At 69.2% G+C, this 15,954-nt stretch carries 13 protein-coding genes and 1 pseudogene; 10 read left to right on the forward strand and 4 right to left on the reverse strand.

Features of this window, described 5'->3' with window-relative positions; all coding sequences use genetic code 11:
* The first annotated feature begins 650 nt into the window (after positions 1–650).
* The gene (locus ACPT94_RS25970; protein ID WP_360346863.1) at positions 651–1,019 is read left to right on the forward strand and encodes a MerR family transcriptional regulator; all 369 of its coding nucleotides are present in this window, start codon (positions 651–653) and stop codon (positions 1,017–1,019) included.
* Between the two features lie 47 nt (positions 1,020–1,066).
* Positions 1,067–2,083 (forward strand): zinc-binding dehydrogenase, encoded by a 1,017-nt coding sequence (locus ACPT94_RS25975; RefSeq protein ID WP_425246937.1) that lies wholly within the window; start codon positions 1,067–1,069, stop codon positions 2,081–2,083.
* Positions 2,084–2,217: 134 nt separating this feature from the next.
* Here the strand turns inward: ACPT94_RS25975 and ACPT94_RS25980 are convergent, their stop codons facing one another.
* Complete coding sequence (locus ACPT94_RS25980) at positions 2,218–2,676, reverse strand: carboxymuconolactone decarboxylase family protein (protein ID WP_360346859.1); 459 nt, start codon at positions 2,674–2,676, stop codon at positions 2,218–2,220.
* An 85-nt stretch (positions 2,677–2,761) separates the two neighbouring features.
* On the opposite strand from ACPT94_RS25980, the gene ACPT94_RS25985 reads away from it, so the two are divergent.
* Positions 2,762–3,637, forward strand: a complete 876-nt coding sequence (locus ACPT94_RS25985) for a sigma-70 family RNA polymerase sigma factor (protein ID WP_425246938.1) — start codon at positions 2,762–2,764, stop codon at positions 3,635–3,637.
* 152 nt (positions 3,638–3,789) lie between these two features.
* Here the strand turns inward: ACPT94_RS25985 and ACPT94_RS25990 are convergent, their stop codons facing one another.
* Positions 3,790–4,935, reverse strand: a complete 1,146-nt coding sequence (locus ACPT94_RS25990; protein ID WP_425247001.1) for an RNA polymerase sigma factor — start codon at positions 4,933–4,935, stop codon at positions 3,790–3,792.
* Entirely contained in the window at positions 4,932–5,351 is a 420-nt protein-coding gene (locus ACPT94_RS25995) for a YciI family protein (protein WP_425246939.1), read from the reverse strand. Before ACPT94_RS25995 ends, ACPT94_RS25990 begins: the two co-directional genes overlap by 4 nt.
* A gap of 669 nt (positions 5,352–6,020) precedes the next feature.
* On the opposite strand from ACPT94_RS25995, the gene crcB (ACPT94_RS26000) reads away from it, so the two are divergent.
* The 7 genes from crcB (ACPT94_RS26000) (at position 6,021) to ACPT94_RS26030 (ending at position 15,181) form a co-directional block, all read left to right on the forward strand.
* The gene (gene crcB / locus ACPT94_RS26000) at positions 6,021–6,503 is read left to right on the forward strand and encodes a fluoride efflux transporter CrcB (protein WP_360346853.1); all 483 of its coding nucleotides are present in this window, start codon (positions 6,021–6,023) and stop codon (positions 6,501–6,503) included.
* Complete coding sequence (locus ACPT94_RS26005) at positions 6,500–6,856, forward strand: DUF190 domain-containing protein (protein ID WP_360346851.1); 357 nt, start codon at positions 6,500–6,502, stop codon at positions 6,854–6,856. The genes crcB (ACPT94_RS26000) and ACPT94_RS26005 overlap by 4 nt, the downstream gene beginning before the upstream one ends.
* Complete coding sequence (gene crcB / locus ACPT94_RS26010; protein ID WP_360346849.1) at positions 6,853–7,227, forward strand: fluoride efflux transporter CrcB; 375 nt, start codon at positions 6,853–6,855, stop codon at positions 7,225–7,227. Before ACPT94_RS26005 ends, crcB (ACPT94_RS26010) begins: the two co-directional genes overlap by 4 nt.
* 821 nt (positions 7,228–8,048) lie before the next feature.
* Positions 8,049–8,798, forward strand: coding sequence for a hypothetical protein (locus ACPT94_RS26015; RefSeq protein WP_425246940.1), 750 nt, complete (start codon positions 8,049–8,051; stop codon positions 8,796–8,798).
* Complete coding sequence (locus ACPT94_RS26020; protein WP_425246941.1) at positions 8,795–11,158, forward strand: tetratricopeptide repeat protein; 2,364 nt, start codon at positions 8,795–8,797, stop codon at positions 11,156–11,158. The genes ACPT94_RS26015 and ACPT94_RS26020 overlap by 4 nt, the downstream gene beginning before the upstream one ends.
* A complete protein-coding gene (locus ACPT94_RS26025; protein WP_425246942.1) occupies positions 11,155–14,115 on the forward strand; it encodes a CHAT domain-containing protein in 2,961 nt (986 codons plus the stop codon). Before ACPT94_RS26020 ends, ACPT94_RS26025 begins: the two co-directional genes overlap by 4 nt.
* Positions 14,116–14,137: 22 nt before the next feature.
* Positions 14,138–15,181, forward strand: a complete 1,044-nt coding sequence (locus ACPT94_RS26030) for a hypothetical protein (protein ID WP_425246943.1) — start codon at positions 14,138–14,140, stop codon at positions 15,179–15,181.
* 10 nt (positions 15,182–15,191) lie between these two features.
* On the opposite strand, the pseudogene ACPT94_RS26035 reads toward ACPT94_RS26030, so the two are convergent.
* Positions 15,192–15,326, reverse strand: a pseudogene (locus tag ACPT94_RS26035) (IS5/IS1182 family transposase); the annotation flags it as partial.
* Between the last annotated feature and the right edge of the window lie 628 nt (positions 15,327–15,954).

Here is a 15,954-nt window from a genome sequence, read left to right on the forward strand (position 1 = left end):
CGTCGGGGGGGGGGGGGGGGGGGGGGGGGGCCCCCCCCCCCCCGGGCCCCCCCACCCCCCCCCCCCCCCGCCCCCTTTTTGGGGGGGGGCGGCGGGGGGGGGCGGGGGGGGGGGCGGCCCCCCGGGGCCCCGAGCTTTCAACACCATCTACCGGCGCACTGCGCCGGCCTTCTTCGTCCGCAGGTTCCGCCTGGGAGGGCGGGGCTGCGGGAATCGCGGATGCTTGACCGGGGACCACCTTCCAATCCGGGGCCTGCGGTACCCGGGCGGACTGCTTCCTCGCCCGGGCGATCCTGATGGCGTTCGGCTCCTTACTTTCGGTTACTCGGCTGTACTGCTGGATATCGCGGGTACTGCTCACGGCCCGCTGGGGCCGTGTCCTTCTTGACTGCTTGCACGGCAGTTCGTGTCTGCCGTGCCTACTTCGACTTCCTGGCTACGACGAAAACAGTACCTCTGGGACGAGCCGATGTCTACTGTCGCCACGACAGGTTTTCTGCCGGGTCGCCGTGTGTACTTCTACTACGTGTACACCCGTAAGAGTGCTGTCCTGAGTTCGTCCACCTGGCGGCAGCGGTGGCTGGCTGTTCCGGGACGGGAGGTTGCCGGTGCGTGGAAGATCGCGGAGCGCCCGGCTGTTGCTTCCAGACATGAAGATCGGCGAAGCGTCCAGGATCAGCGGCGTGAGTGCGAGGTCGTTGCGGTACTACGAGGACGAGGGCTTGATCGTCCCTGGTCGTTTCAGCAATGGATACCGCGATTACTGCCGGTCGACCATCGACCGGGTCCTCGCCGTCCGCTCGCTGCTGGAGTCCGGACTGCCCGTGCGGTTGATCAAGGAGATCCTGCCCCACCTCAACCACGGTCGCGATGATGGCGGCACGGACGTGCTGTGCGCGGAGTTCCTCCGCGAGGTGCAGAGCTATCGCGATCGGCTCACTGCCCGCATTGCCGATCTCTGTGCTCAACAGTCAGCACTCGACGCCTACTTGCGAGAGGCCCGATCCACTGACGCATGATCACCGCTTGACCTTGACGCCAGTGTGAAGCTTCTACGTTCCAGTACATGGAGATCGACGAGCAGCAACACAGCCCCGAGCAGACGATGCGGGCCCTGGTCCAGCACTCGCACCGCGGGCCGAAGGACCTGAGCCACACGACGGAACAGCGCCGCCCCATCCCGGGGCCGGGCGAGTATTTGATCCGTGTCGGCGCCGCCGGGGTCAACTTCGCGGATGTCATGCAGACCCATGGAACCTACGCAGGAGGACCACAGGCGCCCTACGTGGCGGGCTTCGAAGCCGCCGGCGAGATCGTGGGCGTCGGGCCGGAGGTCGAAAGTCCCCTCCAGGTCGGCAGCCATGTCGTCGGGGCCGGCCCAGGCGCCTTCGCGCAGTACATGACGATGCCGGCCGCGCAGGTGCTTCCCGTCCCGTCCGGCTGGACGGACGCCGAATCCCTCGGCCTGGTGCTGAACTGGGCCACCGCGTTGGCGGCACTGAAACCGCTGGGTGAGATCAGGGCAGGCGAGGCGGTGCTCATTCATGCCGCGGCAGGCGGTGTGGGACAGGCCGCTGTCCGCCTCGCACGTCACTATGGCGCGCGGGTGATCGCCACGACCTCACCGTCCAAGCACGACACCGTCAAAGCGCTCGGCGCCGACGCGGTCCTGGACAGCGCACACCCCGATCTGGCCGCGGAGATCACCCACCTGACCGGCGGCGTGGACCTGGTACTGGAGTCCGTGGGACAAGCCACCTTCCAGGTCAGCCTGGCGGTCACGAAGCCCTTCACCGGGCGCGTCGTCGTGTTCGGAGCCGCCTCCGGCGACGCCGGCCTGACCACACACGACCTGGTCTTCACTCACCAGGTCCAGGTCAAGGGCCTGCACATCGGCGCGCTGGCATCCGCAGCCCCATCCATCTATGACGAGCTGCTCGCCGAGATCGAGGCACTCATCGCCGACGGCGTGTACACGCCCGGCACCCCCCAGGTCCACCCCCTGGCCGAGGGACCGGCCGTCGTTCAGGAACTCGAAGCGGGCCGGACCCGTGGCAAGCACGCCCTCGATCCGTGGCTCTAGGAACCGGCCGCGACTCACCGAAACACCCCGCTGTCCCCGGAGGGTGGGTTGCGTCTCGTGCAGCGTTGCCAGAACCGCCCGATCGCCCACGTCCCCGCCGAGACGGGGATCTCCCGGAAAGAGCCGCTCCGGGCTCAGCCCCAGGTCTGGCCGGCCGGTTCCTTGATGGTGCGGTTGATCCGGTTGAAGAAGTTGGTCAACGCGATCTCCAGGTTGATCGCGCCGATCTCCTCCTCTGTGAAATGGGCGTTGGCCTCTTCCCAGATCGCGTCGGTGACGCCCTGCGCACCGTCCTGCAACCGGGTGGCGGCCTCTGCCAGCGCCAGTGCCGCGCGCTCTGCATCGGTGTAGAACGGCGCCTCGCGCCACGCCGCCACGTTGTGCAGCCGCTCGTCGGTGTCACCGGCCTTCTTCCCTCCGGCGACACTGGCGTGGACGCACGCCGAGCAGCTGTTGATCTGGCTGACGCGCAGGTGGACCAGTGCGAGCAGCTTCGGGTCGACGCCCCCGGCGGCGATCGCCTTCTGCAGGTGCTGGATCGCGGTCCACACATCGGGGTTGTTCGTGTTCTTGTTCTTGAGCCGGTTTTCCATGTGAGGTGCTCTCCTTCATCGGGTTACCTTGCGGGGCTTGCGCCCGTCACCCCTATGACGGAGCAGCTTCCATGGAGGTAACAACATGCCGGGCACCCATCCCACGGATCCGATCACCGATGCCTTCGAGTCCCACCGCGACCGGCTGCGGGCCGTCGCCTACCGCGTGCTCGGATCGCACGCCGACGCGGACGACGTGGTCCAGGAGGCGTGGCTGCGTCTGTCCCGCCAGGACACCGGCACCATCGACAACCTCGGCGGCTGGCTGACCACCGTGGTCGGCCGCATCAGCCTCGATGTCCTCAGGTCCGGCCGGACCCGCCCGGAAGTCTCTTTCGACGACCGGCTGCCCGAATTCACGGTGACGCTCGACGACGCTCCCGCGCCGGAAGACGTTGTGGCACTGGGGGACTTCGTCGGCCTCGCGCTCCTCACGGTCCTCGACTCGCTGCGTCCGGACGAACGACTGGCGTTCGTGCTGCACGACGTGTTCGCGGTGCCCTTCGCGGAGATCGGCACCATTCTCGGCAAGTCCGCCGACGCGACCAAAATGCTCGCCAGCCGCGCCCGCAGGAAAGCACGAGCCGCCCAGCAGCCGGCAAGCGTGGGACGACGACAACGCGAGGTGGTCCAGGCCTTCCTGGGCGCGGCACGCGAGGGCCGGTTCGAGCAGCTGCTGCAGGTTCTCCACCCCGAGGTGAAGTTCACCGTCCACACCCCGAACGGCCGGTTCGTCACGCTCGGAGCCACCGAAGTCGCCACCCGCGCACGAGTGGCCGGCAGCGCGGCACGAGCACATGCGGCGACCGTCAACGGCCGCCCCGGCGTCATCTCCTGGAGCGAGGACGGCACCCCGCTTTCCCTCCTGGCCTTCACCGTCGCCGACGGCCGCATCACCGAGATCACCGCCGTGGTCGACCCGGCCGAACTCGCGCTCATGGACCTGCCGGACCCGGTGTGACGGCCCACCGGCGAAGGCCGCGCATACTCGAAGCGGTCCACCCCTGATCCCGCCAAGACGTCGGACCTGGCCTCTGAGAAAACCTCACTGTGCGGCGACGGCTGTGGCCACGGGGCCGCGGCAGGGGTGTGGGAAGGCTTCGGCGGGGCCTGTCAGCTGTGTCGGTGGGTGTTGAGCCGGGCGGCCTGGCGTGTGAGGTGGTGGCGTTCGGCGAGGTTGGGTGCCTTGTGGGCGGCTTCGGCGTACAGCCGCGCCGCTGTCGCCAGGTCGCCGTCGCGTTCGTGGAGGTACGCGGCCACCGCGGCGTGGCGGGGCAGTGAGGCGTCCAGCGCCGCGAGCGCCGCCAGCCCGGCGCGTGGTCCGTCGGCCTCGCCGACGGCGACTGCGCGGTTGAGCCGGACGACGGGGCTGTCGGTCAGGCGCACGAGTTCGTCGTACCACTCGACGATCTGCACCCAGTCGGTCTCCTCGGCGGTGGGTGCGTCGGCGTGGAGGGCGGCGATGGCGGCCTGGGCCTGGAACTCGCCCAGCCGGTCGCGGGCGAGGGCCGCCTGCAGGATCTCGACGCCCTCGGCGATCGAAACGGTGTCCCAGCGGCTACGGTCCTGCTCGGCGAGCGGCACCAGGCCGCCGTCGGGAGCGGTCCGGGCGACGCGCCGGGCGTGGTGGAGCAGCATGAGGGCGAGCAGCCCGGCCACCTCGGGGTGGTCGATGGCGGCGGCGAGCTGCCGGGTGAGCCGGATGGCTTCGGCGGCGAGGTCGACGTCACCGGAGTAGCCCTCGTTGAAGACCAGGTAGAGGACGCGCAGCACGGTGGCGACGTCGCCGGGCTGGTCGAAGCGCACGCCGGCGACGGTGCGCTTGGCCCGGCTGATGCGCTGCGCCATGGTGGCCTCGGGCACCAGGTAGGCGTGGGCGATCTGGCGGGTGGTGAGCCCGCCGACGGCGCGCAGGGTGAGCGCGACCGCCGACGACGGCGTCAGCGACGGGTGGGCGCACAGGAAGTACAGCTGCAGTGTGTCGTCCACCGCGGCCGCGGGCCCGGGCGCCGGTTCCTGGTCGAGGAGGTCCTCACGCCGGCGGCGGGCGGCGCCCGCACGGGCCTGGTCGAGGAACTTGCGCCAGGCGACGGTGACCAGCCAGCCCTTGGCATCTCGCGGAGGGTCGGCGGGCCAGCCGCGGACCGCCTCGACCAGCGCGTCCTGCACGGCGTCCTCTGCCGCCGCGAAGTCGGCTCCGCGGCGGACGAGGATGGTGAGAACGCTCGGCGTGAGGCTGCGGAGCAGGGCCTCGTTCATCGGTGAGGGCACTCGGTGGTGGAGGGTGACGCGGCCAGGAACGGGCGCACCTCGAGCCACTCGTGGATCGGCTTCCCGCCCGCCCCGGGAGCGGCCGAGAGCTCCCCGGCCAGCTCGACGGCGCGCTCGTAGCTGTCGACGTCGATCACCATCCAGCCGGCGATGAGGTCCTTGGTCTCGGCGAACGGGCCGTCGGTGACCGGCGGGCGCCCCTCCCCGTCGTAGCGGACCCAGGTCCCCTCGGGGGCGAGCGCCTGGCCGTCGACGAACTCGCCGGTCTTCTCCAGCCGGGCCGCGAAGTCGTTCATGTACTGCATGTGCGCCGAGATCTCCTCCGGCGTCCACTGGTCCATCGGCACGTTGTTCACCGGAGCCGGGGCGCCGCGGTAGTGCTTGAGCAGCAGGTACTTGGCCATCGTGGTTCTCCTCGGTGCTGGTGCGACCCATTGTGGTCGCGTTCACCTCGGGGACGGAGCCGGTCACGCTTTCTCGACATCGCCGTCGGATTTTTTTTGGGCTCTCGTGGATGCGCCTGGCTGAGCCGTCTCATGGTGCCGGGGTCCACGGCGTGGCGCGAGGGCGAGAGGGAACGAGGCCTTCCAGGACAGCGGCGGCCACGAGGGTCCTTGAGCCGCTTCACACCTGCCCGGTCCCCGAGGCCGCCGAGCCCGGGGTCGGTGGCACGGGTCTCGCTTCGCGGTGCCGGTGGGGCGCCGGAGCGGCCGGAGTCGACGTCGACGCCCCGGGCGCCGACGGGGTGAGCGGGAGGCGGGAGGAAGCGGCAGCGGCGAGGGCCTTGCGGTGTTCGCCGCCGTATGGGCTCCGGACGAATCCGGCGAGGACGCACAGCCCGTGGGGGCTCGCGACCTCACGACTGGGGGAGGGGCGGCTCTGGAGCATGCCTGTTCGACGTCATGTGGCTGGCACACCGGTAAGCTGGTGGCCTGCGGCAGCCTGCTGTGGTTGCTGCGCGGTGGTGGGGCTCGCCGTACCCGAACCGCGGCATCGGTGCCGCCAACAGTCCCTACTTGTGATGAAGACGCGTCTGCATGCCCGGGCGCCCCACGAGTAGGAGACGAATGTCGATGACGGCCCCACGCGATCAGATCACCGAGCCCATGGATCCCGACGTTGACCTGCATGTGCCTGCCCAGCGCCGCGAACTGGTTCGCGGGCAGGCATCCGTGATCGCGGTCGTCGCGGTCGGCGGCGCCATGGGGGCAGCAGCCCGCTACGGAGCCTCCCTGCTGTGGCCTACCGCCACCGGCGCCTTCCCCTGGACCACACTCACGGTGAACACGGTCGGCTGCGCGATGATCGGCGTCCTCATGGTCCTCATCACGGAGGTATGGGCCGCTCATCGGCTCGTGCGCCCGTTCTTCGGCACTGGCGTGCTGGGCGGTTTCACGACCTTCTCCACCTACACGGTCGACATCCAGCACCTGGTGCAGATCGACCACGCCCGCACCGGCCTGGCCTACCTGGCCGCCACGCTGATCGCTGCCCTCGCCGCAGTGTGGTGCGCGGCCGCGGCGACCCGCCGCCTGATCTCTGGGAGGACGAAGTGACACGACTGCACGGTTTCGCCCTGCGCGTGACCATCTTCATCGGCGACGACGACACCTTCCGGCACAAGCCGCTCTACAGCGAGATCGTCCACCGCGCCCACAAGGCCGGGCTGGCCGGCGCGAGCGTGTTCAAGGGCATCGAGGGTTTCGGCGCCTCTTCCCTGATCCACACCAGCAGACTGTTGTCGCTGAGCGAAGACCTGCCGGTGGCGATCGTCATCGTCGACGACGAAGCCCGCGTCCGTGGTTTCCTTCCCCAGCTGGACGAGCTGGTCACCGAAGGGCTGGTCATCCTCGACGACTGCGAGGTCATCCGCTATGTCGGCCGGGAGAAGGAGAAGAAGAGCAAATGAACTGGCTCCTGATCATAGCCGGGGCGGTGGTGGGAGCACCGCTGCGCTACCTGACCGACCGTGCCGTGCAGGCCCGGCACGACACCGTCTTTCCCTGGGGCACCTTCGCGGTCAACGTGGTCGGCTGTCTCGTCCTCGGCCTGCTGTCCGGTGCCGTCACCTACGGTGCCGCCTCGCACCGGGTGCAGCTGCTGCTCGGTACCGGCTTCTGCGGAGCCCTGACCACCTACTCGACCTTCTCCTACGAGACCCTGCGCCTGGCGGAGAGCGGGGCACGGTTCCTCGCCGCCGCCAACGTGATCGCCAGTGTGGTCGCCGGCCTGGGCGCGGCGTTCGTGGGCGCGGCCTTGGCCCAGGCGGTATGGGGGTGAACTCCGCGACGGTGCGCCGCTGCTCGGCGCGGCGGGGGATCAGGGCGGGGTGCGTGCTGGTCATCTCTGCGCGGGTCGGTAAGGCGGTGCGCCCCCAGCCAAGGGCACCCTGCTCTGACGGTTATAGTCCGGCCCTGGGCATGCTGGCCCTGCCTGGGGTTGCCACGCTCGGGGTGTTGTTGTGGCTGCGGGGCCGCGTGGCGGACCCTGAGGCGTACGAACGCGAGGCAGCAGTCGCGATGCCACTGCCGGCCTTGGATGGTCGCCTGCCTCGGCGTTCTGGGCGTCCACGGCGTTCACCGCGGCGACCACGACCGGGTTCGCCACCTTCGATGTGCCTCTGACCTGCACTGGCGCGGAACGCGAGTGCGGCTGCAACCACCTTCACCTTCACCACGGACGCCGGTGCCCTGCTGCTGGACATCGCGGTGGACGAGGTGCATGCACCGGTCCCGGAGGCCCTGGCGGCCCGGGCGGGCGCTACCGGTGAGGAAGCACCTGCGTTCCTGCGAGCGGCGTGGCCTGCTGGCCGAACCCGAACGCAGCCCGTCCGGCCGCCGCTCGTAGGGGGCGAGGCGGTGACCGCGCTGCGCGGGATCAAGGCTGCCCAATGGCTGGGCTTCGCGATGGAGAAGGTTGCCGAGCTGCTGGAAGCCGGCCGCCACGGTCAGGGCTGCCCAGTCGCCGGCCTCCAGGAGCGCGCGGCTGCATCTATGTCTTTTCGGAGATTAGCGACGGAGAGCGGGAAAAACCGTGAAAATCGGAGATGGGAGAGACCGCGAAGGGGTCAAGCGGCGACAACGGAGGGGTGGGGAGGCCCGGTGCTGGTCGATGTTTCCGTGTTGGGGGAACGGCGACGTGAGGTTGAGTTGGAGCCGCTCGACGAGGTTCTGGAGGAGGTGCGAGGGAGCGACCGGCAAAGGGAGCTGCGGCTGTTGCTGGGCAAGCGGAACCGGGTGGCGGTCGCGGGACCGGTGGTTCGGCCGTTTGAGGATGTGCCTGATCCTGGGATCCTGGAGCGGGTGGGTTTTGCGGATCCACGATTCGTGGTGCTGCTGGCCTCGGTCGCCTGCGTGCCGGATCCGGCATGCAGGTTCGCCTGGGTACGGGTGGAGGTGTCGCTGGGCGACGATGTTCCTGCTGGTGCGCCGCGCCCGGTGGCGTGCGGGTTCTTTCCCGAGCGGACCGATGACCGAGTACCGGAGGTGCGGACGCTGGAGTGGAGCGCGGATCTGTCGGTGGAGGCGCTCGGGATTCCCGTCGGTCCGGGGCTGAGCAGGACGGCGACCACAACGTCGGAGGTGGCTCGCCTGCAGCACCGTGTCATGACGTTCGGCCGGTTCGGTTCGCAGCCCGCGTGGCATTTCGCTCAGACGAGCGCTGCACCCGAGGTCACCGGTGATCTTCTCTTGTCACTGGTCATCGCGGTTCCGTTCGGGGTGCGGGCTGAGGCGTCGTTGACGGTGGCTGCCGAGGCAGAGCTGCGGGACGTCCCGTTCCGGTTGCCTTTGGTGACGCGGCGCAGCGGCAGCGGACTGGGCGGCGGCGTGGTCTCTTTGAGCGTGTCGTGAGCCAGCCGACGGTCGATCTGTTCGCCGAGGGGACAGTTGGGCAAACGATCGCAGCGTCGATCGTCGCGGACGTGGCTCTGTTTGGCGGCGGCGACCTGTCTGGGGGGCTTCCGGCGGAGGTATTCCTACTGGACGGGCTCGGGTCGGAGCTTCTGGGCCGGCTGTTGGCCGAGGTCGAGCGGTCCACGGTTCGGAACTCGCCGGCCCGGGCCATCGCGCTGGCTGAGGCGGTACTTGCCCTGGTCGGCGGCGATTCCGAGCTGGCTGAGGGCGCGATGCGGTGTGTGGCCGGTGCATATGTGGAGCTGGGCGATCCGCGGACGGCTGAGGAGACCTTGCTCGCCTACCGCCGACATCATGCTTCGGGGCTGTCGGCTGCGAGTTACGAAGTTCTCGGTGGGGCACTGCAGGCGCAGGAACGCCTCTCCGAAGCGCTGGGCGCCTTCCTGGAGGGCGCGCGGGCAGCGGATCCCGAATCGGCCACGACCTGGCGCCTGCTGCGCTTGGCAGCCGACTGCTTCTTGCGGCTGGGCGATTTTGTCCGGGCACATGACTTCGTCGTCGGGCGTCTGCTCGAGGTAGCGCTGCGGCTGGAGGACCCTGCGTTGCTCAGCTCGTCCTGGGGGCTGATCGGCCTGGTCAGGATGCAACTGGGTCTGCTTCCGGACGCGCGTGAGGCCTCTGGCCGAGCGCTCGACTACGCCCGCTTGGCCGGCAGGGCCCAGGACGAGAGCGACTGGCTCGGCAACCTCGGCAGCATTGCGCTGTTGGAGGGTGACGCGGAGGAGGCCGTAAGGCTGCACAGCGAGGCATTGGCGCTGTCGCACCGCACTGCGAACCCCGAGTCAGTCGGTATGGACCTGGGAAACCTGGCAACCGCGCACACCTCGCTGGGTCAGTGGGATCGTGCGATCGAGCTGCGGCAGGAGGCGATCCGGGTCGCCGAGAACAGCGGCGACGCCGAGCGGCTCGCCGAAGAGCACCGGCGGCTGCGCGATCTGTTTCTGCATCTGGGCCAGTGGCGACGGGCGGTGGCTATCGATGAGCTGCTCAACCAGGTGGTGCCACTTGCCGCCCCACCCGGCGTCGTGCCGGCGCCGCAGCCCGAGGCACCGGTACCGCGCAGGCCTCCTCCGACACGGATCGAGCCGACGGACTTTGAGCTGGCTATGGTCCGGGAGACCAGCGCGCTGATCGCAGCGCAGGAGCACGCCCAGGCCCGGCAGGTCGCCGAGCGGTTCGTCAGGGCACATCCCGACAACGTGGCAGGGCTGTTCCAGCTCGGGCTCGTCCTCAACGAATCCGGCGATTATGAAGCCTCGCTGGAGGCCTACGACCGGTGCCGGGCCCTGGCGCCGCGGTTGACGCGCCTGCACCGCAACATGCTGAACTCCTGGAGGGGACTGGGCGATCTGGACACCCCCCTGTGGACCTACCGAATGGCGATCGCCGATGACCCGTTCGATCCGTTCCCGCGCCTCATCCTGGCCGTGCTCCTGGTGAGCCTCGGCCGGCACGAGGACGCCGTGCGGGAGGCACGGGAGGCGGTCCGCCTGGACAGCGAGGTGTGGGACTACCAGTACGCGCTGTGCCAGATTCTGTCGGATACCGCGACGCAACTTATGCCCGTCACGGACGAGGAGATCGAGGCCCCATTGGAGGCCTATCAGTCCCAGCTGGCAGGCCTGTTCGACTCCCTGCCCGACGAGAGCGATCCGGAGGCCGATCCGGGAGTCATGGACGATGCTCGACTCGGTCCCGCCGTCGAGGAGGACCGCACCGCACGGCTTCAGGCGTGGGAGAGCGCGTGGTCGTGGGTCGAAGAGTCCGTGGTCGAGCTCGACCGGCTGGTCGCAATGGACGAGGAGTTCCGTCCCTCGGCACTGAAACTCAAGGGCGAACGTTGCTACCGGATGGCCCATCGGTCGGTGTTCGCCAATCACACGATCCTTGGCTCGATGATTGACAGCCGAGAGGCCTGGCTACTGGGGCACGCGGCCGCGGCGTTCGCATCCGCGGCGGTCCTGGCACCCCAAGCCGGCATGGAGGAGGCCTTCCTCGACGTGCTCCGCACAGTGGGGTCGCCGGACGACCCGCTGGTCTGGGTGCACTTCGCGATCGGCATGTCGGACGCAGGAGATTGGGAACGGGCAATCACCTCGTTGGAGATCTATCTGGAGGAGCACCCGCCGCACCCAGAGGTGCTCTACCAGCTGGGACAGTTCTTGACGCGATCAGCCGGCGACCTGGAACGGGCGCAGGCGTGCTTCGCCCAGGCCGCCGCGCTGGAGCCGGACGAGGGTCGGTTCACGGGCGCGCTCGCCTTCATTACCCGACAGATCGATGGTGACGCCGAATGAACGAGGTATGGGCCCACATGGCGGCCGCCGCGTCGGAGACCGAGCTGGAGACGGTGCTGTCGGGCCTAGGCGACGATACTGCGCCGACCCGGCATCTCCTCGATCTGGCCGATCGGCTGGAAGAGATGTTCTCGCCGAGCGCCATGATCACCGTGTTGGAGCTCGCCGTCCGTGCGGCCCGGGCCGCGGGCGCCGAGGAACTGGCAGCGACAGCCCGTCTGCGACGTGACGCGCTGCTATCGGCGATGGACCTCGATCGCCGGCACTCCGACAAGGCACTGGAACGGGTTGATGAGACAGCGGCTGCGCTCGACGCCGTCGGCGAGCCGCTGCGGGCGGCAGACGCCCGGCTGCACGCAGCGGTCTCCCTGGCCGAGCGGGGACTGATCGACGACAGCTCCCTCCGCGCTCACCGCGTGATGGATACGCTGCAGTCCGTGCCAGGTGCCTTGGCGCAGGCTGGACAGTCCACCATGGCCGCTCCTCTGCTGCCCGGAAGTCTGGCTGTCCCCCGGCTGCTCGTGCTCGCTGGGACGCTGAGCAACGCCCCCTGTCCTCGCCCATCCGGCGCGGTGGCCATCGCCCGCATGCACAAGATGCTGCGGGAGAGCGGATGGGAGGACCTGTCCACCGCGTGCGCGCACCACCTGGGTGTGCTGCTGGCCCGACTGGGCGCACCGGAGTCGGCGCTGAGCGTGCTTCGCGACCACCTGGCTGTACGGCCGCGTTCGGCCGAAGGGGCAGCTGTCCTTGCACGCGCCCGGTTCTGGTACGCCGTGTCCCTGCAGCGCACAGGCCGGTCCGACAGCGCGCTGTCGAAGTTCCACTGGCTGTCCAGCGATCGTGAACCAGAACTGCGGAGCCGGGTGAAGGCGCAGGCGGCGAGCCTGCTGATCAGCGAGGGCGAGCCGGCGGAGGCACTCAACGTCCTCTCGGAGGAGCCGCGTTCGAGCATGCTAATGCGAAGCCTGCGGGCGCTCGCGGAGGCGTCGTTGCATGTGCCGGTGCACGCCTCGGATCTCGGCGAAGAAGGTCCTCACGACCCCGACGACGTCCACTGGGCACGGCTGACGTGGGTGCACGCGGTGGCTCTGAGTGATCCGGCCGCGGCACAGTTTCCCGACATCAGCCCGGACGATCTGGGCGACCGAGGCTTGGTCGCGGTCTGGCATCGCGTACGCGGCGAGGTGTGCATGGCGCATGGCGACGCCGCAGGGGCGTTGAAGCACTTCACGGCCGCGCTGGAGGAGGTCCTCACCCCTGTGGAGGTGAAAGGCTGGCGCGAGATGTGGTCCGGCCTCCCCGACACCGTTGCGGACCGGCTAGTACGCCTGTCCACCGAGCGGGCGATCCGAACCGGGTCCGGCCTCGGCGCGGATCTGTGGTTACGCTGTGCAGCTGCCCAGGAGGCTTTGGGCCAGGACCCGTCGCAGTCCTTGAGCCGAGCCCTGGAGGCGGCGTCCGTCCGTAACAACCACGCGGTCTCCTTCGCAGCGCTGCTCGCCTCAGCCCGCTGGAACGAGCGAGCCGGCCTGCCCAGGTGGCGGGCCGACCTGGAGCGTGCCGCCGATCTGATCGAGGGGCTGCGAGATCGGCTGAGGGACGAGCAATTGCGGCTCTACGCCCTGCCCGAGCAGGACATGGTGTACGCCCAGCTGCTGGAGGCCGCGCTGGCCGACGGCGACCTGAATGAGGCGCTGCGCGTACTCGAACGGGCCAAGGCACGGACGCTGTTCGACCAGGCAGAGGCAGGCGGCCCAGGTCTGCAGAGACTGGGAGCGGCCGAAGCAGGTGAGGCCGAGGCCCTGCGCGGGCGGATCATCCGAGCACTGCATCGCGGGTTCGGGCGTCCATGGGAGTCCTCGGAAGTCGAGGCACTGACCCGGCGACTGGCTTCGCTGTACCGGGGGCGGCAGCGGCGCCCGCTCGGTGCCCGCGCGGCGGCCACGCCTCGCGAGGCTGTCGAGGCGGCGACGGACGGAACCGCAGTCCTGCACTACTTCTGCGGGCCCGATCGGATCACCCTGGTCGTCGTGGTCGATCAGGTCGCCCGTCAGGTGCGGCTGGACATCACGCCGCAGGACGTGCGTGACCACCTGGAGGTATGGGACGCCGAACGGCGGATCCGAGCCACGCCGCACAGCCTTGCCGCGCTGTATGAGGGGCTGATCGCACCAGCTGAAGGCCTGCTGGCCGCGATGCGGCGTCTGCTGGTTGTGCCGCACGGTGTCCTGCACGCAGTGCCGTTTGCCGCGCTCCGCGGCTGCAGCGGGTATCTCATCGAGCATAGGACGGTCGTGCTGGCACCCAGTACGGCGGTGGCCGTCCGGGCCGGCCGTCGGCTCGGCGAGAGGCCGGACGGGGCGGGGTCGTGCGCGCTGGGCCTGGAGAGCGTGTCCTACCTGCCGCTTCCCGCGCTGCCGTGCGTACCCGAGGAACTCGACGCGCTGGAGCGGGTGTTGCCCAGGCTGGAGCGGCTCGAACGCGGCCGGGCCGACCGGCGGGCGCTGCTGTCACTCGACGGCCCCGTGGATGTCCTGCACTTCGCCTGTCACGCCGAGTTCGACGCCCGTGACCCGCTGTTGTCGCGGTTCTACCTGTCCGACGGGCCGGTCTATGGGTATGAGCTGGCGGACCTGCGGGTGCGTCCGCGGCTGGTTGTATTCAGCGCCTGCGAGACGGCCCTGGCCGAACGGCTGCCAGGCGATGAGATGCTGGGGCTGATCCGGCCGTTCCTGTCGCTGGGCGCGGGGGCCGTGGTCGCCGCACTGTGGGAGGTGCCCGACGCCTCGACCACCGCGCTGATGGCGTCGTTCTACGATGCCTACGCGCGCGACCCGCACGATCCTGCCGCCGCCTTGCGAGCCGGTCAACTGGCTTTGCTCGCATCGCCTCGGTTCTCCCACCCCCACTACTGGGGCTCCTACGTCGCGATCGGCGGTACCGGTGAACGATGAGCGGACCGGCCCGCGGGAGCGCATGGCCGAACGACTGCGCGCCTTCCTGGCCGACGAAGGGTTCGGCTCGCTCGCGGCAGGGCTGTTGTTCGCCCATGCCCGCCAGTACTCCACCGTGTGGACAGCGAAGTTGCTCCATCCCACCGGGCACGCCGTCCTGCAACTGTTCGTCTACGATCTGGCGGCCGACCCGATCACGGTCGTCGACGCCCACGAGGAGCGCCTGGCGCTCACCGAACTTGACTCGCCGCTGGTCCCGCGGCTGCTCGGCGAGCTGTTCGCGCCCGATCTGGCGATCCTGGCCGTAGCTTCGGCCTCGGACGCCGAACTGCTGGCCGTGCTGCGGGACAGCGGCCAAGAGACGCTCGACATCATCTATGAGCCGGACCTCGACCGGCTCGTCGGGGTCGATCACATCCATCCACTGGACGGCAGGTGGGCGCGGACCTCACTGATGTCCCGTAGCCGGGCTGTGTCTCTCGCCGGATTGATGCAGCGACTCGCGGGCGCCATCGGAGCATCGGCCGATCGGCCACATGTGCCGGTCTTCTTGCACGTCGCCGAGGTCGAGGCCCTGGATGTCCGCTCACCCCTGCCCCTGCCGGAGTACGCCGAGTTGGCGACCCTGACGGCAGTCATCTCATCGCTGCAGCCGCTCGGGACGAGTCCGTCCGAGGTGCACCCGCGCGGGTTCGCCGAGCGGCTGTTCGCCACCCTGCACGCCGTCCACGGCCTCCCAGCGACGTTGAGCCGTGCTGGTAGATGTTCGATCCACATCGACGACATAACCCCGAGGGGTGAACTCAGCGACGTCTACTACTTCACCGACGGTGCGCAGACGCCCGACCTGCCGCGGGCGCAAACCAACGACCTACTCCAGGCGATCGAGTTGCTGGACGGGGTCTTCCTCGCGCCTGACGGTCTTCGTGCCGCGGTGGAGGCCGCCATCGATGTCTATGCCGCACACGGAGCCCGCATGCATCTGGAACGGCTGACCGCTGGTTTCGCCGCCGACCGGTCGGCGGCCCTGAGCTTGGCCGATGGGCTGCGCAGGGCCCGCCGGTGAATGAGCTTCCTCAGCGTTGCCGCTCCAAGGTGAGGACACCTTTGACGAATGACGTCATACGGTTCGGACTGCACCGTGATCTGCTCAAGATCCGTCAGGACTTCAGGTGCGCGACGCCACGCTCGACCGGTACTCGTGCCGCGGCCGGCGTCCCCACGGCTCGGCCCCCGGGCCACAACAGCCGCCTGCCCGGAGCACTCGGCGAGAGTGCCGTCCAGCGGGACGAAGTCCGCCTCGCCCCTCCCGCAGGACCTTGAGCAGCCCTGGCGCACGTTCGCCAGTGCCGCCATCGCGCGAGTGCATGGGCGACATTGAGTGCGGCAGGACAGATGACCAACGAGGCGCCCGAGCAGCGTGGTTGAGACGTCAGGCATCTCGATCAACAGCCCGGGGCCTCGCTCGTTGCGCTTTGTGGACGTTCACCTGATCGGCGGCCGGCTCGAAGAAGTTCAATCAACCATTCGACTTTCGGAATCTTGCATGATCCCGCAACTTGTGACAGCAACTGGCAGACTCTACGAGTTACTGCCGAGAATCCACGTCAACGGGAGAACGGCGCTGACTGTGCGATCTACCTGTTGAAAGTGGTTCTCCGCTCCCAGGTTGCCTCTGGGAACCCGCGCGTGCTCACTACGTGCGGGTCCCGGAATTCTGAGCCGCAGCACATGGGAACCCATACGCGAATTCCGAATGGGCAGGGCTCCGCGCTCGCCAGGTAGGCCACGACGAGGCGGATCAGCTCGGGCAGCAGGTTGGATGGCATCCGGAGTCGC

The sequence above is a fragment of the Streptomyces aurantiaciflavus genome, assembly GCF_049808595.1.
Taxonomy (GTDB): Bacteria; Actinomycetota; Actinomycetes; order Streptomycetales; family Streptomycetaceae; genus Streptomyces.

Bases quoted from the DNA above. Each gene is read 5' to 3' on its own strand.
- ACPT94_RS25970 (WP_360346863.1), top strand. From the start codon at position 651: ATGAAGATCGGCGAAGCGTCCAGGATCAGCGGCGTGAGTGCGAGGTCG.
- ACPT94_RS25975 (WP_425246937.1), top strand. From the start codon at position 1,067: ATGGAGATCGACGAGCAGCAACACAGCCCCGAGCAGACGATGCGGGCC.
- ACPT94_RS25980 (WP_360346859.1), bottom strand. From the start codon at position 2,676: ATGGAAAACCGGCTCAAGAACAAGAACACGAACAACCCCGATGTGTGG.
- ACPT94_RS25985 (WP_425246938.1), top strand. From the start codon at position 2,762: ATGCCGGGCACCCATCCCACGGATCCGATCACCGATGCCTTCGAGTCC.
- ACPT94_RS25990 (WP_425247001.1), bottom strand. From the start codon at position 4,935: ATGAACGAGGCCCTGCTCCGCAGCCTCACGCCGAGCGTTCTCACCATC.
- ACPT94_RS25995 (WP_425246939.1), bottom strand. From the start codon at position 5,351: ATGGCCAAGTACCTGCTGCTCAAGCACTACCGCGGCGCCCCGGCTCCG.
- crcB (WP_360346853.1), top strand. From the start codon at position 6,021: ATGACGGCCCCACGCGATCAGATCACCGAGCCCATGGATCCCGACGTT.
- crcB (WP_360346849.1), top strand. From the start codon at position 6,853: ATGAACTGGCTCCTGATCATAGCCGGGGCGGTGGTGGGAGCACCGCTG.
- ACPT94_RS26025 (WP_425246942.1), top strand. From the start codon at position 11,155: ATGAACGAGGTATGGGCCCACATGGCGGCCGCCGCGTCGGAGACCGAG.
- ACPT94_RS26030 (WP_425246943.1), top strand. From the start codon at position 14,138: ATGGCCGAACGACTGCGCGCCTTCCTGGCCGACGAAGGGTTCGGCTCG.